This window comes from Mycobacterium sp. OTB74, from assembly GCF_029892685.1.
Taxonomy (GTDB): domain Bacteria; phylum Actinomycetota; class Actinomycetes; order Mycobacteriales; family Mycobacteriaceae; genus Mycobacterium.
Map to the genome: position 1 here is coordinate 181,897 of NZ_JARXVD010000006.1, position 16,074 is coordinate 197,970.

General features: G+C 65.3%; 14 protein-coding genes. 6 read left to right on the plus strand and 8 right to left on the minus strand.

All coding sequences use genetic code 11. The features are described from left to right. Positions 1-10 precede the first annotated feature (10 nt). The 3 genes from M2432_RS11245 to M2432_RS11255 are packed head-to-tail and all read left to right on the plus strand — an operon-like array spanning position 11 to position 2,192. Positions 11-832, plus strand: coding sequence for a class I SAM-dependent methyltransferase (locus M2432_RS11245; protein ID WP_280826882.1), 822 nt, complete (start codon positions 11-13; stop codon positions 830-832). After that, the gene (locus M2432_RS11250; RefSeq protein ID WP_280826883.1) at positions 829-1,362 is read left to right on the plus strand and encodes a DUF1697 domain-containing protein; all 534 of its coding nucleotides are present in this window, start codon (positions 829-831) and stop codon (positions 1,360-1,362) included. Before M2432_RS11245 ends, M2432_RS11250 begins: the two co-directional genes overlap by 4 nt. Beyond that, on the plus strand, positions 1,359-2,192 hold the full coding sequence (locus tag M2432_RS11255; protein ID WP_280826884.1) for a class I SAM-dependent methyltransferase: 834 nt from the start codon (positions 1,359-1,361) through the stop codon (positions 2,190-2,192). The genes M2432_RS11250 and M2432_RS11255 overlap by 4 nt, the downstream gene beginning before the upstream one ends. On the opposite strand, the gene M2432_RS11260 is transcribed toward M2432_RS11255, so the two are convergent. Then, a complete protein-coding gene (locus M2432_RS11260; protein ID WP_280826885.1) occupies positions 2,189-5,380 on the minus strand; it encodes a cytochrome P450 in 3,192 nt (1,063 codons plus the stop codon). The two genes, M2432_RS11255 and M2432_RS11260, sit on opposite strands and share 4 nt — an antisense overlap. Positions 5,381-5,414: 34 nt before the next feature. Continuing rightward, positions 5,415-6,914, minus strand: coding sequence for an NAD(P)/FAD-dependent oxidoreductase (locus M2432_RS11265; protein WP_280826886.1), 1,500 nt, complete (start codon positions 6,912-6,914; stop codon positions 5,415-5,417). A 133-nt stretch (positions 6,915-7,047) separates the two neighbouring features. Between M2432_RS11265 and M2432_RS11270 the strand changes: the two genes are divergently transcribed. Beyond that, positions 7,048-8,259 carry a PucR family transcriptional regulator gene (locus tag M2432_RS11270; RefSeq protein WP_280826887.1) on the plus strand — a complete coding sequence of 404 codons (1,212 nt, stop codon included), beginning with the start codon at positions 7,048-7,050 and terminating at the stop codon, positions 8,257-8,259. A gap of 7 nt (positions 8,260-8,266) precedes the next feature. Here M2432_RS11270 and M2432_RS11275 read toward each other — a convergent pair whose 3' ends face one another. After that, positions 8,267-8,629 carry a GntR family transcriptional regulator gene (locus M2432_RS11275; protein WP_280826888.1) on the minus strand — a complete coding sequence of 121 codons (363 nt, stop codon included), beginning with the start codon at positions 8,627-8,629 and terminating at the stop codon, positions 8,267-8,269. A 93-nt stretch (positions 8,630-8,722) separates the two neighbouring features. On the opposite strand from M2432_RS11275, the gene M2432_RS11280 reads away from it, so the two are divergent. Further along, the gene (locus M2432_RS11280; RefSeq protein WP_280826889.1) at positions 8,723-9,451 is read left to right on the plus strand and encodes an NAD-dependent deacylase; all 729 of its coding nucleotides are present in this window, start codon (positions 8,723-8,725) and stop codon (positions 9,449-9,451) included. An 86-nt stretch (positions 9,452-9,537) separates the two neighbouring features. Here the strand turns inward: M2432_RS11280 and M2432_RS11285 are convergent, their stop codons facing one another. Then, positions 9,538-10,170 carry a class I SAM-dependent methyltransferase gene (locus M2432_RS11285; RefSeq protein WP_280826890.1) on the minus strand — a complete coding sequence of 211 codons (633 nt, stop codon included), beginning with the start codon at positions 10,168-10,170 and terminating at the stop codon, positions 9,538-9,540. Positions 10,171-10,236: 66 nt separating this feature from the next. Next, complete coding sequence (locus M2432_RS11290) at positions 10,237-12,513, minus strand: MMPL family transporter (protein ID WP_280826891.1); 2,277 nt, start codon at positions 12,511-12,513, stop codon at positions 10,237-10,239. A gap of 241 nt (positions 12,514-12,754) precedes the next feature. On the opposite strand from M2432_RS11290, the gene M2432_RS11295 reads away from it, so the two are divergent. Then, the gene (locus M2432_RS11295) at positions 12,755-12,877 is read left to right on the plus strand and encodes a hypothetical protein (RefSeq protein ID WP_280826892.1); all 123 of its coding nucleotides are present in this window, start codon (positions 12,755-12,757) and stop codon (positions 12,875-12,877) included. Between the two features lie 198 nt (positions 12,878-13,075). Here M2432_RS11295 and M2432_RS11300 read toward each other — a convergent pair whose 3' ends face one another. Genes M2432_RS11300 through M2432_RS11310 form a run of 3 tightly spaced genes read right to left on the minus strand, consistent with a single transcriptional unit; the run spans position 13,076 to position 15,999 of the window. Then, positions 13,076-14,077: a nitronate monooxygenase family protein gene (locus tag M2432_RS11300; RefSeq protein WP_280826893.1), complete on the minus strand. Its 1,002-nt coding sequence runs from the start codon at positions 14,075-14,077 to the stop codon at positions 13,076-13,078. Between the two features lie 12 nt (positions 14,078-14,089). Next, positions 14,090-14,842, minus strand: coding sequence for a 3-hydroxyacyl-CoA dehydrogenase (locus M2432_RS11305; RefSeq protein ID WP_280826894.1), 753 nt, complete (start codon positions 14,840-14,842; stop codon positions 14,090-14,092). A 56-nt stretch (positions 14,843-14,898) separates the two neighbouring features. Continuing rightward, the gene (locus tag M2432_RS11310) at positions 14,899-15,999 is read right to left on the minus strand and encodes a CaiB/BaiF CoA-transferase family protein (protein ID WP_280826895.1); all 1,101 of its coding nucleotides are present in this window, start codon (positions 15,997-15,999) and stop codon (positions 14,899-14,901) included. Between the last annotated feature and the right edge of the window lie 75 nt (positions 16,000-16,074).

The following is a 16,074-nucleotide window of genomic DNA, read 5'->3' on the forward strand; positions in this document are numbered from 1 at the left end:
ATTGGGGGTCATGACGAGGATCGACGGCAACACTCTGGAAGGCGTATCGGCGACCACGTTGTGGACCCTGCACAATCGCGCGGGTGAAGCCAAGCGGTCCGACGGAGTGATCCGCGACCCGTGGGCGGTGACGCTGTACGACTCGATCTCCTACGACTACGGCAAGTTCGGAAGACCCAACCAATCGCATGCGCTGCGGGCCAACGCGTTTGACGCGGCGGCCGGCGACTACTTGCGGACCCACCCCAAAGCCTCGGTGGTCGCCCTGGCCGAGGGCCTGCAGACCAGCTACTGGCGGTTGTCGCGTACCGGGGTCTCCGACGAATTGACCTGGTACTCCATCGATTTGGAACCCGTGATGGCCCTGCGCCGCGAGTTGCTGCCCGCCGAGGATCGAGTGGTGCCGCTGACCCAGTCAGCACTGGACCGCAGTTGGATGGATCAGGTGAGCAGCGACGACGGAGTCTTCATCACCGCTGAAGGGCTGCTGATGTATCTGCAGCCCGACGAGGCTCGGGGGCTGATCGCCGACTGCGCGTCGCGGTTCCCGGGCGCGCAGCTGATGTTCGATTCGCTCCCGCCGTGGTTCAGTCGCCGGACGCTGCGGGGCTACAACCTCACGGACCGCTACCAGGTTCCGGCCATGCCATTCGGCATCACCGCTGACGACGCACTCGGCCTGGCCGGCACTGTGCCCGGCGTGCGCTACTCCCGAGACATTCCCTGGCCGACGGGCCGCGGCGTCTGGAAGTTCGCCGCCTGGCCGCCGATGGATCTGATCGGCCCGTTGCGTCACGCGCGGCCGAGCATCACCCTGCTGGAGTTCGCATGACGCAGTACGCCGCTTTCCTGCGCGGCGTCAACGTCGGCGGGGTGAACCTGAAGATGGCCGATCTCGCCACCGCGCTCCGACAGGCCGGGTTCACCGGCGTGATGACCCTGCTGGCCAGCGGAAATGTGCTGCTGTCCAGCCCGTCGAATGCTGCTGAGGTACGCACGAAAACCGAAGCAGCACTGCGGGAATCGTTCGGCTACGACGCCTGGGTACTGGTGTACCCGATCGAGGAACTACGTGCCATCTCGGCCGGGTACCCGTTCCAGCGTGAGGTGGACGGCCACCACTCGTATGTGACGTTCGTCAGCGACCCGGACGTGCTCGACGAACTCGCCGCACTGGCACCCGGCGCCGGCGAGCAGAGCCTGCGCGGTGACGGCGTGCTGTATTGGCAGGTGCCCCGCGGCAACACCCTGGACAGCGCGATCAGCAAGACCATGGCCAAGAAGCGCTACAAGTCCTCGACCACCACCCGCAACCTGCGGACGGTGGACAAGGTGCTGGCTTCGGTAGATTCGACGGGGTGACATCCTCCCCGAAGGTGGACGCCGCCGCGCTGACGGGCGTCTCCGAGACAGCACTGATGACGTTGCAGGTCAGAGCCAACGAGGCCCGCCGTCCGGACAGCATCATCGATGACCCCGTGGCCATCGAGGTGGCCGACCGCATCGACTTCGACTTCGCCAAGTTCGGCTACACCCGCCGCCAGGACATGGCGCTGCGCTCACTGGCGTTCGACCGCGCGACCCACGACTACCTGCGTGCCTATCCGAAGGCCACCGTGGTGGCGCTCGCCGAAGGCCTACAGACCAGTTTCTATCGGGTTTCCGCGGCTGAGCCGGATCCGCAATTCCATTGGCTCACTGTCGATTTACCACCGATGGTCGCCGTCCGCGAGCAACTGCTGCCACCGTCCGAGCGGGTCGAGGTCTGCGCCCAGTCAGCTCTGGACTACAGCTGGATGGACCGGGTCGCCACCGCGAACGGAGTGTTCATCACCGCCGAGGGTCTGCTGATGTACCTGCAACCCGAGGAATCCATGCGGTTGATCACCGAGTGCGCCAAGCGCTTTCCGGGCGGGCAGATGATGTTCGACCTGCCGCCTACGTTGTTCGCCGGATGGGTCCGGCGCGGCATGTGGACCTCGCTGCGTTATCGGGTGCCGCCGATGCCGTTCACCCTGTCGGCCAGCGAGGCGGCCCGCCTGGTGAACATCGTGCCCGGAGTACGGATGGTGCAGGACATCGAATATCCCCGAGGCCGCGGCGAGGTGCTCAACACCATGCTGTGGGCAGCACAGCGGTTTCCGCTGCTGGATCCAGTGCGGCCGACCATGACGCTGCTCGAATTCGGCTAGCCCGCCCAGACATCCTCGACGTAGCGATCGGCGGAAACCAGGTCGGCCAGCCAGGCGCGGGCGGCGTCGTCGTCCGCTCCGGTGTTGTCGCAGTAGATCTTCCGGAAGGCCTCGCGCACCGCGGGTGCCATCGCGGCACCGTCGCCGCACACATAGACGTGGGTGTTCTTGTCCGGATCGCCGAGCATGTCCCAGACCTCGTCGGCGTCCGCGGCGATCCGGTCCTGTACATACCGGACCTCATCGCCGTCCAGCCGCGAGAAGGCCGGCCGCATGCGCACTATGCCAAGGCCTTCCGCTTCCTGCGCCTCGTCGCGGAACAGGTAGTCGACGTCGGGGTGACGCACGCCGAAGAAACACAGTGCTGGAGAGAACGGCTCGTCCGCCTCCAGTGCGGCCAGCCGGTCTCCGATGAAGCCGCGGAACGGGGCCACACCTGTTCCGGCGCTGACCAGGATGACGTTCCTGGCCGGGTCGGCGCCCGCCCGGAACGCCTGGCGGGCCGGGTCCACCCGCATCCGGATCTGTTGTCCTGGACCAGAATCGGCAAGGTAACTCGATGACACGCCGCGGAAAACGCCGTCGCCGGAACGGTTCGGGCCTTCCAGGACGCCGACCACGAGTTCTACCTCGCGAGCGCGGCGGCGTGATGACGTGGCGATCGAGTAGTGCCGAGGTGCCATCGGTTCGAACAGTTCCAGTAGTTCGGAGCCACTGAGCTGGGTAGCCGGGAACTCCGCGAAACATGCGATGACGCTCAGTGCGCGGCTCTCGGGATGTTCGGCCAACTCGGTCAGCGCATCGCGTTCCGGCGGACACGGGTTGGCCGCGGCCAGGCGCACCAGTTGGCTGCGACTGGCGGGCTTGCGTAGTTCTAGGAAATGCGTAAGTAGTTGGCGCACAGTGACTTCCCGGTCGATCGGGATGGCCCGCCGGGTGCTGCGGCGTGGGTTGATCGAGATCTGGCGATCGAGCTGCAGGCCCAATATTTCGCCGACCTCCTCCACCAGCTCGGGGCTGTTGTCCGGCAACACGGTGAGGTGGTCGCCGGTCTGGTAGTCGACTCCGTCTGGCAGGGCGATCCTGATCAACCGCTTGTCGGCTCCGATTGGCGAGCCGATGTCGACCAGGGCGGTGTTGTCCAGCACCGTCGCGGGCTGGACCTGATAGCGGGCGTCGATCGCCGCAGTGACCGGTCCGTCGATGGCCCGCAGGTCGTAGAGCGGTTCCTCGGTCACCGCCTCATCGCCGGCGGCCGGCGACTCGACTCCGAACACGCCGGCGAGCGAATTCCACAAAGTCGCCGAGAACTCCTCGACCGCCCCGGCGAAATCACCGGACGTGTCGGCTTCGGTCATCGGAAGAAGTTGTGTCGCACCGAGTTCCGCCAGCCGTGCGTCGATGTGCCGAGGCACAGCCATGAACGTCTCGGCCCAGTTACGGTCGCCGACGCCGAGAACCGCGTACGGCACCGGTGGCGCCTGGGCGGCCGATCCGTCCAACCACTCGACGAAGGCGCGGGCGTCGTCGGTCGGCATCCCGTTGTACGACGCCGCGACCACCACCACCGCCCCCTGCTCCGGTAGTGCGTCGGTCACGGAATCCAGTGCGGCAACGGTGGTCTCGTACCCCAGGTCGACCGCTTCGTCGCCCAGTTGTTCCGCCAGCGACCGACAGTTGCCGAGGTTCGAGCCGTGCAACACAAGCAGTTTCGTGCCGGGCGCCACGGCCGCGCGCGACTGTGGCACCGTCGCCGCCGACGCCGAGACCGCGGCCGGAGCCTGCCTGCGCTCGTCCGAGCGCCGGCGAACCAGTTCGAGGTGGAAGCCCTCCGGCTTGCGGAGCAAGTCGCTGTGGGTGTGCAGCTGGTAGTGCTCGATGTCGAGGAATCGGTAGCGATGCACCAACGTCGCAAGTGCCATGGTCGCTTCATGCAGTGCGAACTGGCGGCCGATGCACGACCGTGCGCCGGTACCAAACGGCTTGAACAGGTTCACCGGCCGCGACCCGCTCAGTTCAGTGTCGAACCGATCCGGGTCGAAGGTCTCGACGTTGTCACCCCACTCGGGCTGCCGGTGCAGGGACGAGGTGAATACCGTCACCGCCTCTCCGCGGTGCACCGGATACTTGCCGCCGATCACTGTGTCCGCCAACGCCATTCGGTCGAATTCCCGCACCGGCGGCGACAGCCGCAGCGTCTCGTCGATGATTTGGCGGATGTAAGTGAGCTTGCCGATCTCGTCGAACGCCGGCACGTGGTCGTCATCGGGGCCGAAGAGCGCGTCGACTTCTGCTTGGGCCCGGTGCAACACCGCGGGATTCTTGACGATGCTGTACAGCGCCGTCGGCATCACCGTCGACGTGGTGTCCTGCCCGGCAACCATGAACGTGGCGATCTGGTTGCGGATGCTGTCGTCATCGAGAAGCGGTACGCCGTCAGGCCCCGGTTTCAGCATCAATGCCAGCAGGTCCTCGATGTCGCCCTCACCCGCGCGGTGCTGCGATATCAGACCCGCGATGAAGGCGAACAAATTGTCGCGCTCAACGTCGAACACTGCCCGGTCACCGGCGGCTCCGGCGAGTATCTGACCCAGCGCGGCCGCGAAACTGGCTGGGATTTCAGCAAGTCCATCGTGTTGGTACGAGTCGAACCGGGCGCCGAACCCGGCCAGGCCGACGGTGTCCATGGCCAACTTGGCCAGGTCTCCGGCGACATCTACCGCACGGGTTCCGACCGCAGCGTCCCACTGCGCAATGAGCTGCCGGTTGATGTCCAGCATCGCCGGGTGATAGCTGCGCAGGCCGCTGAAGCTGAATCCGGAGATCAGAACGTCGTGGGCCTGCTGCCAACCGTCCTCACCGGTGTACGCCGTGAACAACCCGTTGCCGGCCAGCGGTCGGAACCGGGCCAGGCGGTCGGTCAGGCCCTTGACGAACCTGGTCTCGTCGCACAGTTCATCGACCAACGCCAGCGAGCATGCGTACAGCCGTCGGCTGCCGCCGAAGTCCGAATAGAACAGCGGACCGTACTGCTCGGTGAGCAAGTCGGCCGGTAGTGCGTACGGCCGACCCGGTACCGGTCTGGGTGGCAGCTCAACACCGACAGCCGAAGGGACACCTGCGATCTCCGGCGGCACGGCCGGAGACATCCCATATCCCGTCGCTTCGCTCGCCCGGAATACCTCCATACCGCGTCAGCGTAATAGCCGCCCGGCGTGCCGGTCAGGGAACCAGCACGCGCTCCCGGACTTCGCGGTGCTGCATGGCGGCGAACCGCAGATTCGGATCGGCCACCGCTCCGTTGCGGAGCACCTCACGGTCGAGGTTGTAGTTCATCGACATCACCCACGGTCCTTCGACCCCCTGGCGGGGCAGCGTGTCGGCGACGCGCTGCACGTAGCCGGCACCGAAGTCCAGCATCGGGCGGGTGTCCATATCCGGATTGACGGGCTCGGGGTACACAGTGTCAAAACCGTTGGCGTCCATATGGCTCAGCAGCCGGCAGAAGTGCTCGCACAGCAGCCCCACCTTGAGCGTCCACGACGAGTTCGTGTAGCCGAAGGCGAAGGCAAAGTTGGGCACGCCCGACAGCATGATGCCCTTGTAGACCACGCTCTCGGACGGGTTCACCGACTGACCGTCGACAGTCAGCGACATCCCGCCGAACAACTGCACGTTCAAACCCGTTGCGGTGACGATGATGTCGGCGTCCAGGTGGGCTCCCGACTCCAGCTGGATGCCGGTCTCGGTGAACGTCGCGATCCGGTCGGTCACCACCGACGCCTTGCCTTTGCCGATGGCCTTGAACAGGTCGGCGTCCGGGACAGTGCACAGCCGCTGGTCCCACGGGTTGTAGGCGGGGCTGAAGTGCTGGTCGACTGGGTAGCCCTTGGGCAGCTGGCTGGCGTTGGCCTTCCGGATCAGACGGCGGGCAGCGGCCGGAAACTTCTGGCAGAACGTGTAGACGGCGCGCTGCCTGATGATGTTCTTGCGGCGGGCCAGCCGGTAACCACGATCAGCGCCGAGCAGCCGGCCGGCCGTATTGGCGAAGGTGTCCTTGGCCGGCACCGGCAGGATGTACGTCGGCGAGCGCTGCAGCATGGTCACGTGTGCGGCGGTGTCGGCCATCGACGGCACCAGCGTCACCGCGGTTGCCCCGCTACCGATCACCACGACCTTCTTACCGGCGTAGTCGAGGTCCTCGGGCCAGTGCTGCGGGTGCACGATCTGTCCGGTGAAGCGGTCCCGGCCTACGAACTCGGGCGTGAAACCCTCGTCGTAGCGGTAGTAGCCACCGGCACAGAACAGCCAGTTAGCGGAGAACTGCACCAATTCCCCGGCGTGTTCGACATCGACGAGCCAGCGTGCGGTGCCGCTGTCCCAGGCCGCGCCCAGCACCTTGTGGTGAAAACGGATGTTGCGGTCAATGCCGTTCTCGTTCGCGGTCTCTCGCAGATAGGCCAGGATCTTGTCGGCGGACGCGATCGCGTCCTCATCGCGCCACGGCTTGAATTCATAGCCAAAGGTGTGCAGGTCGGAATCCGAGCGGATGCCCGGGTACCGGAACAGGTCCCAAGTGCCACCGGTGGCACCGCGCGACTCCAGGATGGCGTACGACCGTTCGGGGTGCTCCCGCTGCAGGTAGTAGGCAGCACCGATACCGGAGATACCGGCACCGACGATCAACACGTCGACCTGGGTGGCGTTGGCAGTGTGCTCCATGGCTGACTCCCTGTTGGTGGTGGCGAAGCGTGGTAACCATGGTGGCGCCCGAACGGTCGCCAGCTGAAGGTCAGAACGTCTCAGATTTCCGGGTTAGTGGTGCACTATGCACCACTAGCGATAGTCTTGTGCGATGACCTGGCCCCGGCCGTCACCGCAGGTACGCGAACTGATCCGGCAGTGCGCACAGATCGTCGTCAACGCCAGACCGGAATGGCTCGACGAACTCGACAGCGCCGTGCTGGCGGCGAGCCCGACCATCGCGTCGGACCCCGAACTGGCCGCTGCCGTGAGCCGGACCAACCGGTCCAACCTGTATTTCTGGGGTACCGCCAACGTGCGTGATCCCGGCGCGCCCGTACCGCCCAACACCGGTTCCGAACCCATCAGCGTTGCCCGAGAGATGGTCCGCCGCGGACTCGACTCACTTTCGCTGGACGCCTACCGGGTGGGCGAAGGCGTGGCCTGGCGACGGTTGATGGAGATCGCCTTCGAGCTGTCGTCCGACGCGACCGAACTGCACGAAGCGCTCGATGTGTGTTCGCGATCGATCAGCGCGTTCATCGATGCCACTCTGGGCGGCATCGCCGCACAGATCGAACTCGAACGCGACGAGCTCACCCGGGGCACCCACGCCGAACGGCGGGAGACGGTCGCGCTGTTGCTGGACGGGTCCCCGATCCCCCAGCAACGTGCCGAAAGCCGCCTCGGCTATGCCCTCGGTGGCGCCCATACCGCTGCGGTCATCTGGACCGACAACCCGGAAGGCGATCTGTCCCAGCTGGATCGGGTAGCCGAGGCGTTCGGCCGATCCGTCGGACCCGGCCGACCACTCAATCTGGCGGTCAGTACCGCCACTCGCTGGGTGTGGGCAACCGGCCCGGTGGACGTCAACTCGCTGAGGCCCGCTCTGGCAGCCGGCCGCGAGGCCCGCGTCGCCATCGGATCGGTCGGAGACGGGGTGGACGGGTTCCGGCGCAGCCACTTCGACGCGATCACCACTCAGCAGATGATGGCGCGGCTGCACTCGCCGCAGCAGATCGCTGAATACCCCGACGTCGAGTTGGTGGCGCTGCTGACCGCGGACGCTGATCGCGCTGCCGCATTCGTCAAGCGGGTCCTGGGCGAACTGGAGTCGGCGAGCCCGGAATTACACTCTGCGGTAAGGGTATTCGTCCGAGAGCAGTGCAACGCCTCGCGCGCGGCAGGCAAATTATTCACGCATCGCAACACTCTGCTACGCCGTCTGGCCAGGGCCGACGAACTGCTTCCGCGACCGTTGTCCGAAAACAGCCTAGAGGTCGGCGTTGCGCTGGATGTGCTGCATTGGCGCGGCGCCGGCTGACGTCCGGCTACTCGAACACAGCGTCCAGATAGCGCAGCGCGTCGGCCTTCAGCACCCCCAGCGCTCGGGCGGTGTCGGCGAAGGCGTTCGCCGCATCCACCATGGCCGCTGCAGCCGGGTCGGCAGCGGCCACGAAAGTCCCTGACCTCCCCCGTGTTTCGAGCACCCCGGCGGTTTCGAGTTCACGATAGGCCCGGGCCACGGTGTTGGCCGCCATGCCCAGCGTGCCGGCCAGGTCACGTACGGTCGGCAGGCGGGTCCCGGCTGGTAGTCGACCACCTCGGATGCCCCCGATGATCTGCATCCGCAATTGATCGAACAGCGGCCCGGCGTGCGCATCGACGCGAACCCATTCTCCGAAATCGGACATCGCGCCAGTATCCTCCCCACGTCCCCCCCGCATCTACGCGATCTCCGACATTTGGCGTGGCACTAACCTGCCGGCAACATATAGCGTGGTCAGATGCAGGTGACAGTGTTCAGCGGCGCGGGTATGTCCGCCGATAGCGGCGTCCCCACCTTCCGCGACGTCGAGACCGGGCTGTGGGCCAAGACCGACCCCTACGAGATTTCGAGCACCGACGGCTGGAACCGGCACCCGGAGAAGGTGTGGGCCTGGTACCTGTGGCGCCATCACATGATGCAGGCCGTTGATCCCAATGACGGGCATCGCGCGGTCGCGGCGTGGCAGGACTACGCCCAGGTCGATGTCGTCACCCAGAACGTGGACAACTTGCACGAACGGGCGGGCAGCGTCCGGGTCCACCACCTGCACGGCAGCCTGTTCGAATTCCGTTGTGACCGTTGCCAATCGATCTACACCGGAGAGTTACCGGAAATGTCCGAGCCGGTCGAGACCATCGAACCACCGCGCTGCTCCTGCGGCGGACTCATCCGCCCCAACGTGGTGTGGTTCGGCGAGCAGTTGCCTGATCAGGCCTGGGACGACTCCGTCCAGGCCATCGGCAACGCCGATCTGGTGATCACCGTCGGCACCTCGTCGGTTGTCTACCCCGCCGCTGCCCTGCCGGAAGCCGCAGTGCAGCAAGGCATTCCAGTGATCGAGGTAAACCCGCAATCGACACCGTTCACCGAACAAGCGACGGCGTCTCTGCGCGAATCCGCTGCAACGGCGTTGCCGACGCTATTGCAGCGCCTGCCCGAGCTTGTGCCCGGGTTCAGGCGGGTGTGACGTCAGGCCGGCCTGACTTATTGCCCAACGTCAGGCCGGCCTGACTTATTGCCCAACGTCAGGCCGGCCTGGCTTATTGCCCAATGTCAGGCCGGCCTGACAGCGCGCCCGATCGCGGCTTCCGACAACGGAATCCACGACGGCAGCATGTTCACCCTGCGGGCGCCCGTCACTGCGAATCCGGTGTCGGCGATGGTCTCCTCGGTGTGCCGGTGGGCATGGCAATTCCCCGAGATCCGCGGCCAGAAGGTCGCATCCAGGAAGCGCTGCGCCCGGCCGCGCAGCCCGAGGCTGGCGACATGCTCGAAGTAGCGCAGCTCACCACCCGGCTTTAGCCGCGAAAATAGTTGCTGCAGTACATTTTCCGGGTCACCTACCGAGCACAACACAAGCGAGCAAACCACTGCGTCGAACTGCTCGTCGGAGTCGAACGCCTCGACCGTCTCGGTGCGAAGCGTCACCGGCACCGGGGCCACAGCGGCCGCCCCCTGGGCCAGTTCGGCCAGTCGCTGCTCGGGTTCGACGGCGACCACCTCGGTGACCGTGTTCGGGTACAGCGCGAAGTTGGTTCCGGTACCCGCGCCGATCTCCAACACCCGGCCGGACAGGCCCGCCAGGTTCTCCTGCCGCAGTCGCGTCATGAACTTCCGCTCCCGCGAAGATATCGCTATCCACATCCGGGCGAAGAACGGATTTTCCACGGTGCCCGTGTCAGTCATCGGCGAGTCCTTTCACTCACTCGGCCACGTCCTGCGCATACACGACAGGACTGGTCAGGCTATTGCTCATTCGGACCGCACCTCTGCGGGCCGGTCCAGCACCGGCGCGGTAGCTTCATGCGATTCGCTGACCCTGATCCGCTCGTGCAACCTGGCCAACGGCGCCGGAGCCCACCAGCTCCATCGGCCCATCAGGTGCATGAACGCCGGCACCAGCAGCATCCGCACCAGGGTCGCGTCCACCAGGACCGCCATCGTCAGACCGACACCGAACATCCGCATGAATGCGACCTGCGATGCGATAAGCGCGGCAAACGATATCGACATCACCAACGCGGCGGCGGTGATCACCCGGCCGGTTCGGGCCAGCCCCAGTGCCACACTCTCGTCGTTGACTTCCCCTTGCGGCGCATCGGGATCCGCAGCCCGGGCAGCCAGCCAGAACTCGCGGATCCGGGCGACCAGAAACACCTCGTAATCCATCGCCAGGCCAAAAGCTATGCAGAACAACAACACCGGCATGTTGGCCACCAGCGTTCCGGTGGCGGTGGTGCCGAACGCGTGCAGATGGCCGTCCTGGAATATCCAGACCAGCGCACCGAACGCCGCTGTCAATGAAAGTACGTTCAGCACAAGGGCTTTCAACGGAAGTACGACACTACCGGTAAGCAGGAACAACAGCCAGAAGGTAATGAAGGCAATAACAGCAAGTACCCACGGCAGCCGGTCGGTGATGTCCCGCACGCTGTCGTTGTTGATCGGCGCGATACCGGCCAGCTGCACGGCCCGTCCGTCCGGTCCAGCGACACCGCGCACCGCGGCCAGCTGATCGTCCGAACGCGCCGAGAACAGCGGCGCGCTGCTGCCGACGGTGAGGAAGGCGCTGCCGTCAGTGACCGCGGTCCCGCCACCCGGCGGGCCGACCTGCTTGCCGCCGACGTAGGTGCCGCTCGGCGCGCTGACCGACGTGACATCACGCAGACGGGACAGGTCAGTGGCATAACGATCAAACTGGGCGGGCGTCACCCCGGCCGCGTCCGGGATGACCGCGTTGATGTTGGTGGCTGAGTTGTTGACGAAATCTGAGCGCAGCTGGTCCCCCACTTGGTGTGACGACGCCGATTTCGGCAGCACCCGGTCGTCGGGGAAACCCCACTTCACGCCGAGGAACGGCGCGCCCAGCACCAGTAGGAAGACCACGACCGCCAAGGCCACTGGCACGGCGTGCCGCATGACCACTTTGGTCGAGCGGTACCAGAACATGTGCTCGACCGGCTTGGCGGCAGGTACACGACTTCGATTGCGTCGCACCGAGAGTGCGTCCAGTCGGTCTCCCAACAACCACATGGCGGCGGGAGTGACGAACACGGCAGCTGCCGCGGCAAAGGAGACCGTCGCGACACCGGCGTAGGCGAACGATTTGAGGAAGTACATCGGGAAGATCAGCATCGCGACCATCGACAGAGCGACCGTCGTAGCGGAGAACAGCACTGTGCGTCCGGCGGTGACCATGGTGCGCACCAGCGCTTGGTCCCTGGCCGCGCCGCCCGCGAGTTCGTCGCGGTACCGGCTGATGATCAACAGGGTGTAGTCGATCGCCAGCGCCAGGCCCAGCGCGGTGGCGAGGTTCAGCGCGAAAATCGAGACGTCGGTGGCGAAGGTGATGAGCCGCAACACAGCCATGGTGCCCACGATCGCCAGCCCGCCCACTGCGATCGGTAGCGCCGCTGCAACCAACCCGCCGAACACCCACACCAGCACCAGAAAGCTGAGCGGTATCGCGATGGACTCCATCAACAGCAGGTCGCGTTCGGTCTGGTGGTTGATCTGTGCGTAGACCATGGCCATGCCACCGGCTTTGACGGTGACGCCAGGCCGGTCGTAGACCAACTCGTCAACCAGCGCCTTGGCGTATTTCTGGGCGTTGTTCTCGCCACCGTTGACGCCGGCGACGATCAGACCCGACGTACCGTCTTTGCTGATCAGTTCACCCGCGGCGGCCGGCGGCACCGTCCAGGCCGAGACCACATTGGCAATGTGCGGCGAGGCCTTGAGTCGGTCCACGATCTGGGTCGCCGCCGCGGTGGCCTCCGGACTGTGTATGCCGAGGCCGGGGTTCGTCGAGGTCACTGTGACCAACAACTGCATGTCGCCCTGGTGGAACTTATCGGTGAGCAACCGAGTGGCCTGCGACGATTCGGCGTTCGGGTTCTGGAACCCGCCGGATGACAGGCTCTTGGCCACCGGAACGCCGAAGATCGCGGCAGCAATCGCGATCAGCACCGTGAATGCCAGGATGCGACGTGGTGCTGCGATGGCCAGCAATGCGACGCGCTTCAGCATCGATTACCCCGCTTCAGTTCGAAAACGCACATGAGTTATCGACGATGAGTCGGTCACCCCACCTTACTGTGCCTCTAGTCACGAAACACGGTTGACCAGGGTTCAATCACCTGCAAACAGGTGTTCCAGACCACCCCCGTGAACCGATGTGCCGTCGGACCCTACCCGGGAGTAATAATTGCCATCATTTTCCGAACCGTGACTCACGAAATCCTTAGTCGTGACCAATAGCCTCATTGACATGTGGATCGACGACACCAGTGCCGATGTCATCAAAGTTGATTTCGACGCCCTCTACCACGGGGACGTCCTGATCGAGGGTGATACCTCCGAGCAGTTCCCGGACCTCGCCCAGGCTGTCTGATTTCGCGCGGATAACCCGCACGGGTCGACTGACCTGACGAGCCGATGGTTGCTTGGACAGCCTGCCCAAGCAACCAAGCACCCCGTGAACTTGAATCAAGAAACACGGCCAAGAAAACAAAGCCGCTGACCATCACGGTCAGCGGCTTTGTCGTGCTTATCGCGTCGCATTCCGGGTCGCGGAACGACGCCTGGCCATCTAGGCGTTGACCAGGTCGACCTCACCCGCACCGACCATGCCGGCCAGCCGTCCGGTAATGATCTCCTCGGCCTCACCGACGATCCGCGAGATCAGCTCGTCACAGGTCGGGATGTCGTGGATCAGGCCCATCACGGTGCCCGCGGTCCAGATACCCGCATCCAGGTCGCCCTCGTCGAACACCCGGCGACCGCGAACACCAGCCACCAGATCCTTGACGTCCTCGAACTGGCCGCCCTTCTTGAGGATCTCCACGACCTCACGTGAGACCGCGTTGCTGGCCACGCGAGCGGTGTTGTGCAGGCTGCGGAAGATCAGCTCGGTGCCCCGCTCGTCGGTGGCCACGATGGCCTCCTTGACGTTCTGGTGGATGCAGGACTCGACGGTGCACATGAACCGGGTGCCCATGTTGATGCCGTCAGCACCGAGGGCCAACGCCGCGACCAGACCACGCGCGTCGCCGAAGCCGCCCGAGGCGATCATCGGGATCTCGATTTCCTTGGCCGCGGCAGGAATCAGCACCAGGCCCGGGACGTCGTCCTCACCCGGGTGCCCGGCGCACTCGAAGCCGTCGATGCTGATGCCGTCCACACCGAGGCTCTGCGCCTTGACCGCGTGGCGCACCGAGGTGCACTTGTGCAGCACCTTGATGCCGTTGTCGTGGAACATCGGCAGGTGCGGTGCCGGGTTGGAGCCCGCGGTCTCGACGATCTTGATGCCAGCGTCGACGATCACCTGGCGGTACTCGTCATATGGCGGCGGGTTGATCGCCGGCAGGATGGTCAGGTTCACGCCGAACGGCTTGTCGGTCAGATCGCGCGTCTTGGCGATCTCGTTGGCCAGATCGGCCGGGGTCGGTTGGGTCAGCGCAGTGATGAAGCCCAGCCCGCCCGCATTGGCAACGGCTGCAACCAATTCCGCGCGCCCGACCCACTGCATACCGCCCTGGGCGATCGGGTGCTCGACACCGAAAGCCTCGGTGAACTTCGTCTTCAATGCCATGTTTATCCTTGTCTACCGCGGGGCCATACGGATCGCACCATCCAGGCGGATGACCTCACCGTTGAGCATCGGGTTCTCGATGATGTGCTGCGCCAGTGCACCGTACTCGTCCGGATCACCCAGGCGGGCCGGATGCGGAACTTGCTGTCCCAGCGACTGCTGTGCGGCCTCGGGCAGCGAGCCCAGCAGCGGGGTCTTGAACAGGCCCGGGGCGATGGTGCACACGCGGATCAGCTCACGGGACAGGTCACGAGCGATCGGCAGCGTCATGCCGACCACGCCACCCTTGGACGCGGAGTACGCGGCCTGGCCGATCTGACCATCGAACGCTGCCACCGACGCGGTGTTGACGATGACGCCGCGCTCTTCGCCGATGGGTTCGGTCTTGGCCATACGCTCGGCACTCAGCCGGATCACGTTGAACGTGCCGATCAGGTTGACCTCGACGACCTTGCGGAAGCCGGCCAGCGGGAAGACGCCGTCCTTGCCGAGGGTCTTGATGGCGTTGCCGATGCCTGCGCAGTTGACGTTGATCCGCAGCGGACCCATCGCCTCAGCAGCATCGAGGGCCTCGGCCACACCCTCTTCGTCGGTGACATCGGTGCCGACGAACTTGGCCCGCTCACCCAGCTCTGCCACGACCTCCTCACCCTTGAGGTCAATGACCACGACGCTGGCGCCGGCGTCCAGCAGCCGCTTGGTGGTGGCCAGGCCCAGGCCCGACGCGCCACCGGTGACGACGGCTACGGAATCTTTGATCTGCACTGCGAAATCCCTTCTGTTGAAACGAAAAACTGCTGTCTTCCTCTTCGCGTCTGGGCTCAGGCCCAGTCGCGGAGGATCGACTCGGTGTCGGCTCCGGGCACTCCGGGGGGCGTCGGTGTAGATGGCACGCTGCGGGAGAACCGCGGCGCCGGCATGGGCTCGAGGTTGTCGCCGTCGCCGGCGGCGAATCGGAAGAAGGTATCGCGCTCGGTGATGTGCGGCTCGGATTCCACCTCGGCAAAGCTCAGCACCGGGGTCGCACACGCATCCGAGCCGGTGAACACCTGTGTCCAGTGCTCGCGGGTCTGGGCGACGAAGGCCTTGGTGAAAGCCTCGCGCAGTTCGGGCCAGCGGGCCATGTCGTTCTGAGCGGGGAGCGTGGCCGGGTCAAGACCCAGCTTGGCCAGCAACTCGGCATAGAACTGCGGCTCGATGGCCCCGATCGCCATGTACTTGCCGTCAGAGGTTTCGTAGGTGTCGTAGTAGGGCGCGCCCGTGTCGAGCATGTTGACGCCCCGCTCATCGCTCCACATGCCCTGGCGACGGAAGCCCCACATCATCTGCATCAGCACGCTGGCGCCGTCGACCATCGCGGCGTCGATCACCTGCCCCTTACCCGAGGCCTGCCGCTCGTACAGCGCGGACAGAATGCCGACCAGCAGGAACATCGAACCACCGCCGAAGTCACCCGCCAGGTTCAGCGGCGGGACGGGGCGCTCGCCCTTGCGGCCGACCGCATGCAGTACGCCGTTCAGCGAGATGTAGTTGATGTCGTGGCCGGCCTGAAGCGCGCGCGGACCGGTCTGGCCCCACCCGGTCATCCGGGCGTAGATCAGCTTGTCGTTGACCTTGGCACAGTCCTCGGGACCCAGGCCCAGACGCTCGGTGACACCGGGCCGGAAGCCCTCGATCAGCACGTCGGCCTTGGAGATCAGCGTGAGCACCAGTTTGCGGCCCTCTTCGCTCTTCATGTCCGCGGCCACCGACCGGCGGTTTCGCAGCATGGTGTCGCCGCTGGGCGTCGGATTGGCAGCCTTGTTCGGCCGTTCTACTCGTACGACGTCGGCGCCCAGATCGCCGAGAATCATTGCCGCGTGTGGACCCGGGCCGATGCCGGCCAGCTCGACAACACGCAGTCCCTGTAATGGTCCGGCCATCGATACGCACCTCTTGGTAGATAGGTTGACGCTAGGTCTGTTGACCGCGACATAGCTTACTTGTATAACGAAGTC

Excerpts from the sequence above, each read along its gene's own strand:
- M2432_RS11260 (WP_280826885.1), bottom strand. The coding sequence starts at position 5,380 with ATGGAGGTATTCCGGGCGAGCGAAGCGACGGGATATGGGATGTCTCCG.
- M2432_RS11280 (WP_280826889.1), top strand. The coding sequence starts at position 8,723 with ATGCAGGTGACAGTGTTCAGCGGCGCGGGTATGTCCGCCGATAGCGGC.
- M2432_RS11290 (WP_280826891.1), bottom strand. The coding sequence starts at position 12,513 with ATGCTGAAGCGCGTCGCATTGCTGGCCATCGCAGCACCACGTCGCATC.
- M2432_RS11250 (WP_280826883.1), top strand. The coding sequence starts at position 829 with ATGACGCAGTACGCCGCTTTCCTGCGCGGCGTCAACGTCGGCGGGGTG.
- M2432_RS11265 (WP_280826886.1), bottom strand. The coding sequence starts at position 6,914 with ATGGAGCACACTGCCAACGCCACCCAGGTCGACGTGTTGATCGTCGGT.
- M2432_RS11275 (WP_280826888.1), bottom strand. The coding sequence starts at position 8,629 with ATGTCCGATTTCGGAGAATGGGTTCGCGTCGATGCGCACGCCGGGCCG.
- M2432_RS11295 (WP_280826892.1), top strand. The coding sequence starts at position 12,755 with ATGTGGATCGACGACACCAGTGCCGATGTCATCAAAGTTGATTTCGAC.
- M2432_RS11270 (WP_280826887.1), top strand. The coding sequence starts at position 7,048 with ATGACCTGGCCCCGGCCGTCACCGCAGGTACGCGAACTGATCCGGCAG.
- M2432_RS11285 (WP_280826890.1), bottom strand. The coding sequence starts at position 10,170 with ATGACTGACACGGGCACCGTGGAAAATCCGTTCTTCGCCCGGATGTGG.
- M2432_RS11300 (WP_280826893.1), bottom strand. The coding sequence starts at position 14,077 with ATGGCATTGAAGACGAAGTTCACCGAGGCTTTCGGTGTCGAGCACCCG.
- M2432_RS11245 (WP_280826882.1), top strand. The coding sequence starts at position 11 with ATGACGAGGATCGACGGCAACACTCTGGAAGGCGTATCGGCGACCACG.
- M2432_RS11310 (WP_280826895.1), bottom strand. The coding sequence starts at position 15,999 with ATGGCCGGACCATTACAGGGACTGCGTGTTGTCGAGCTGGCCGGCATC.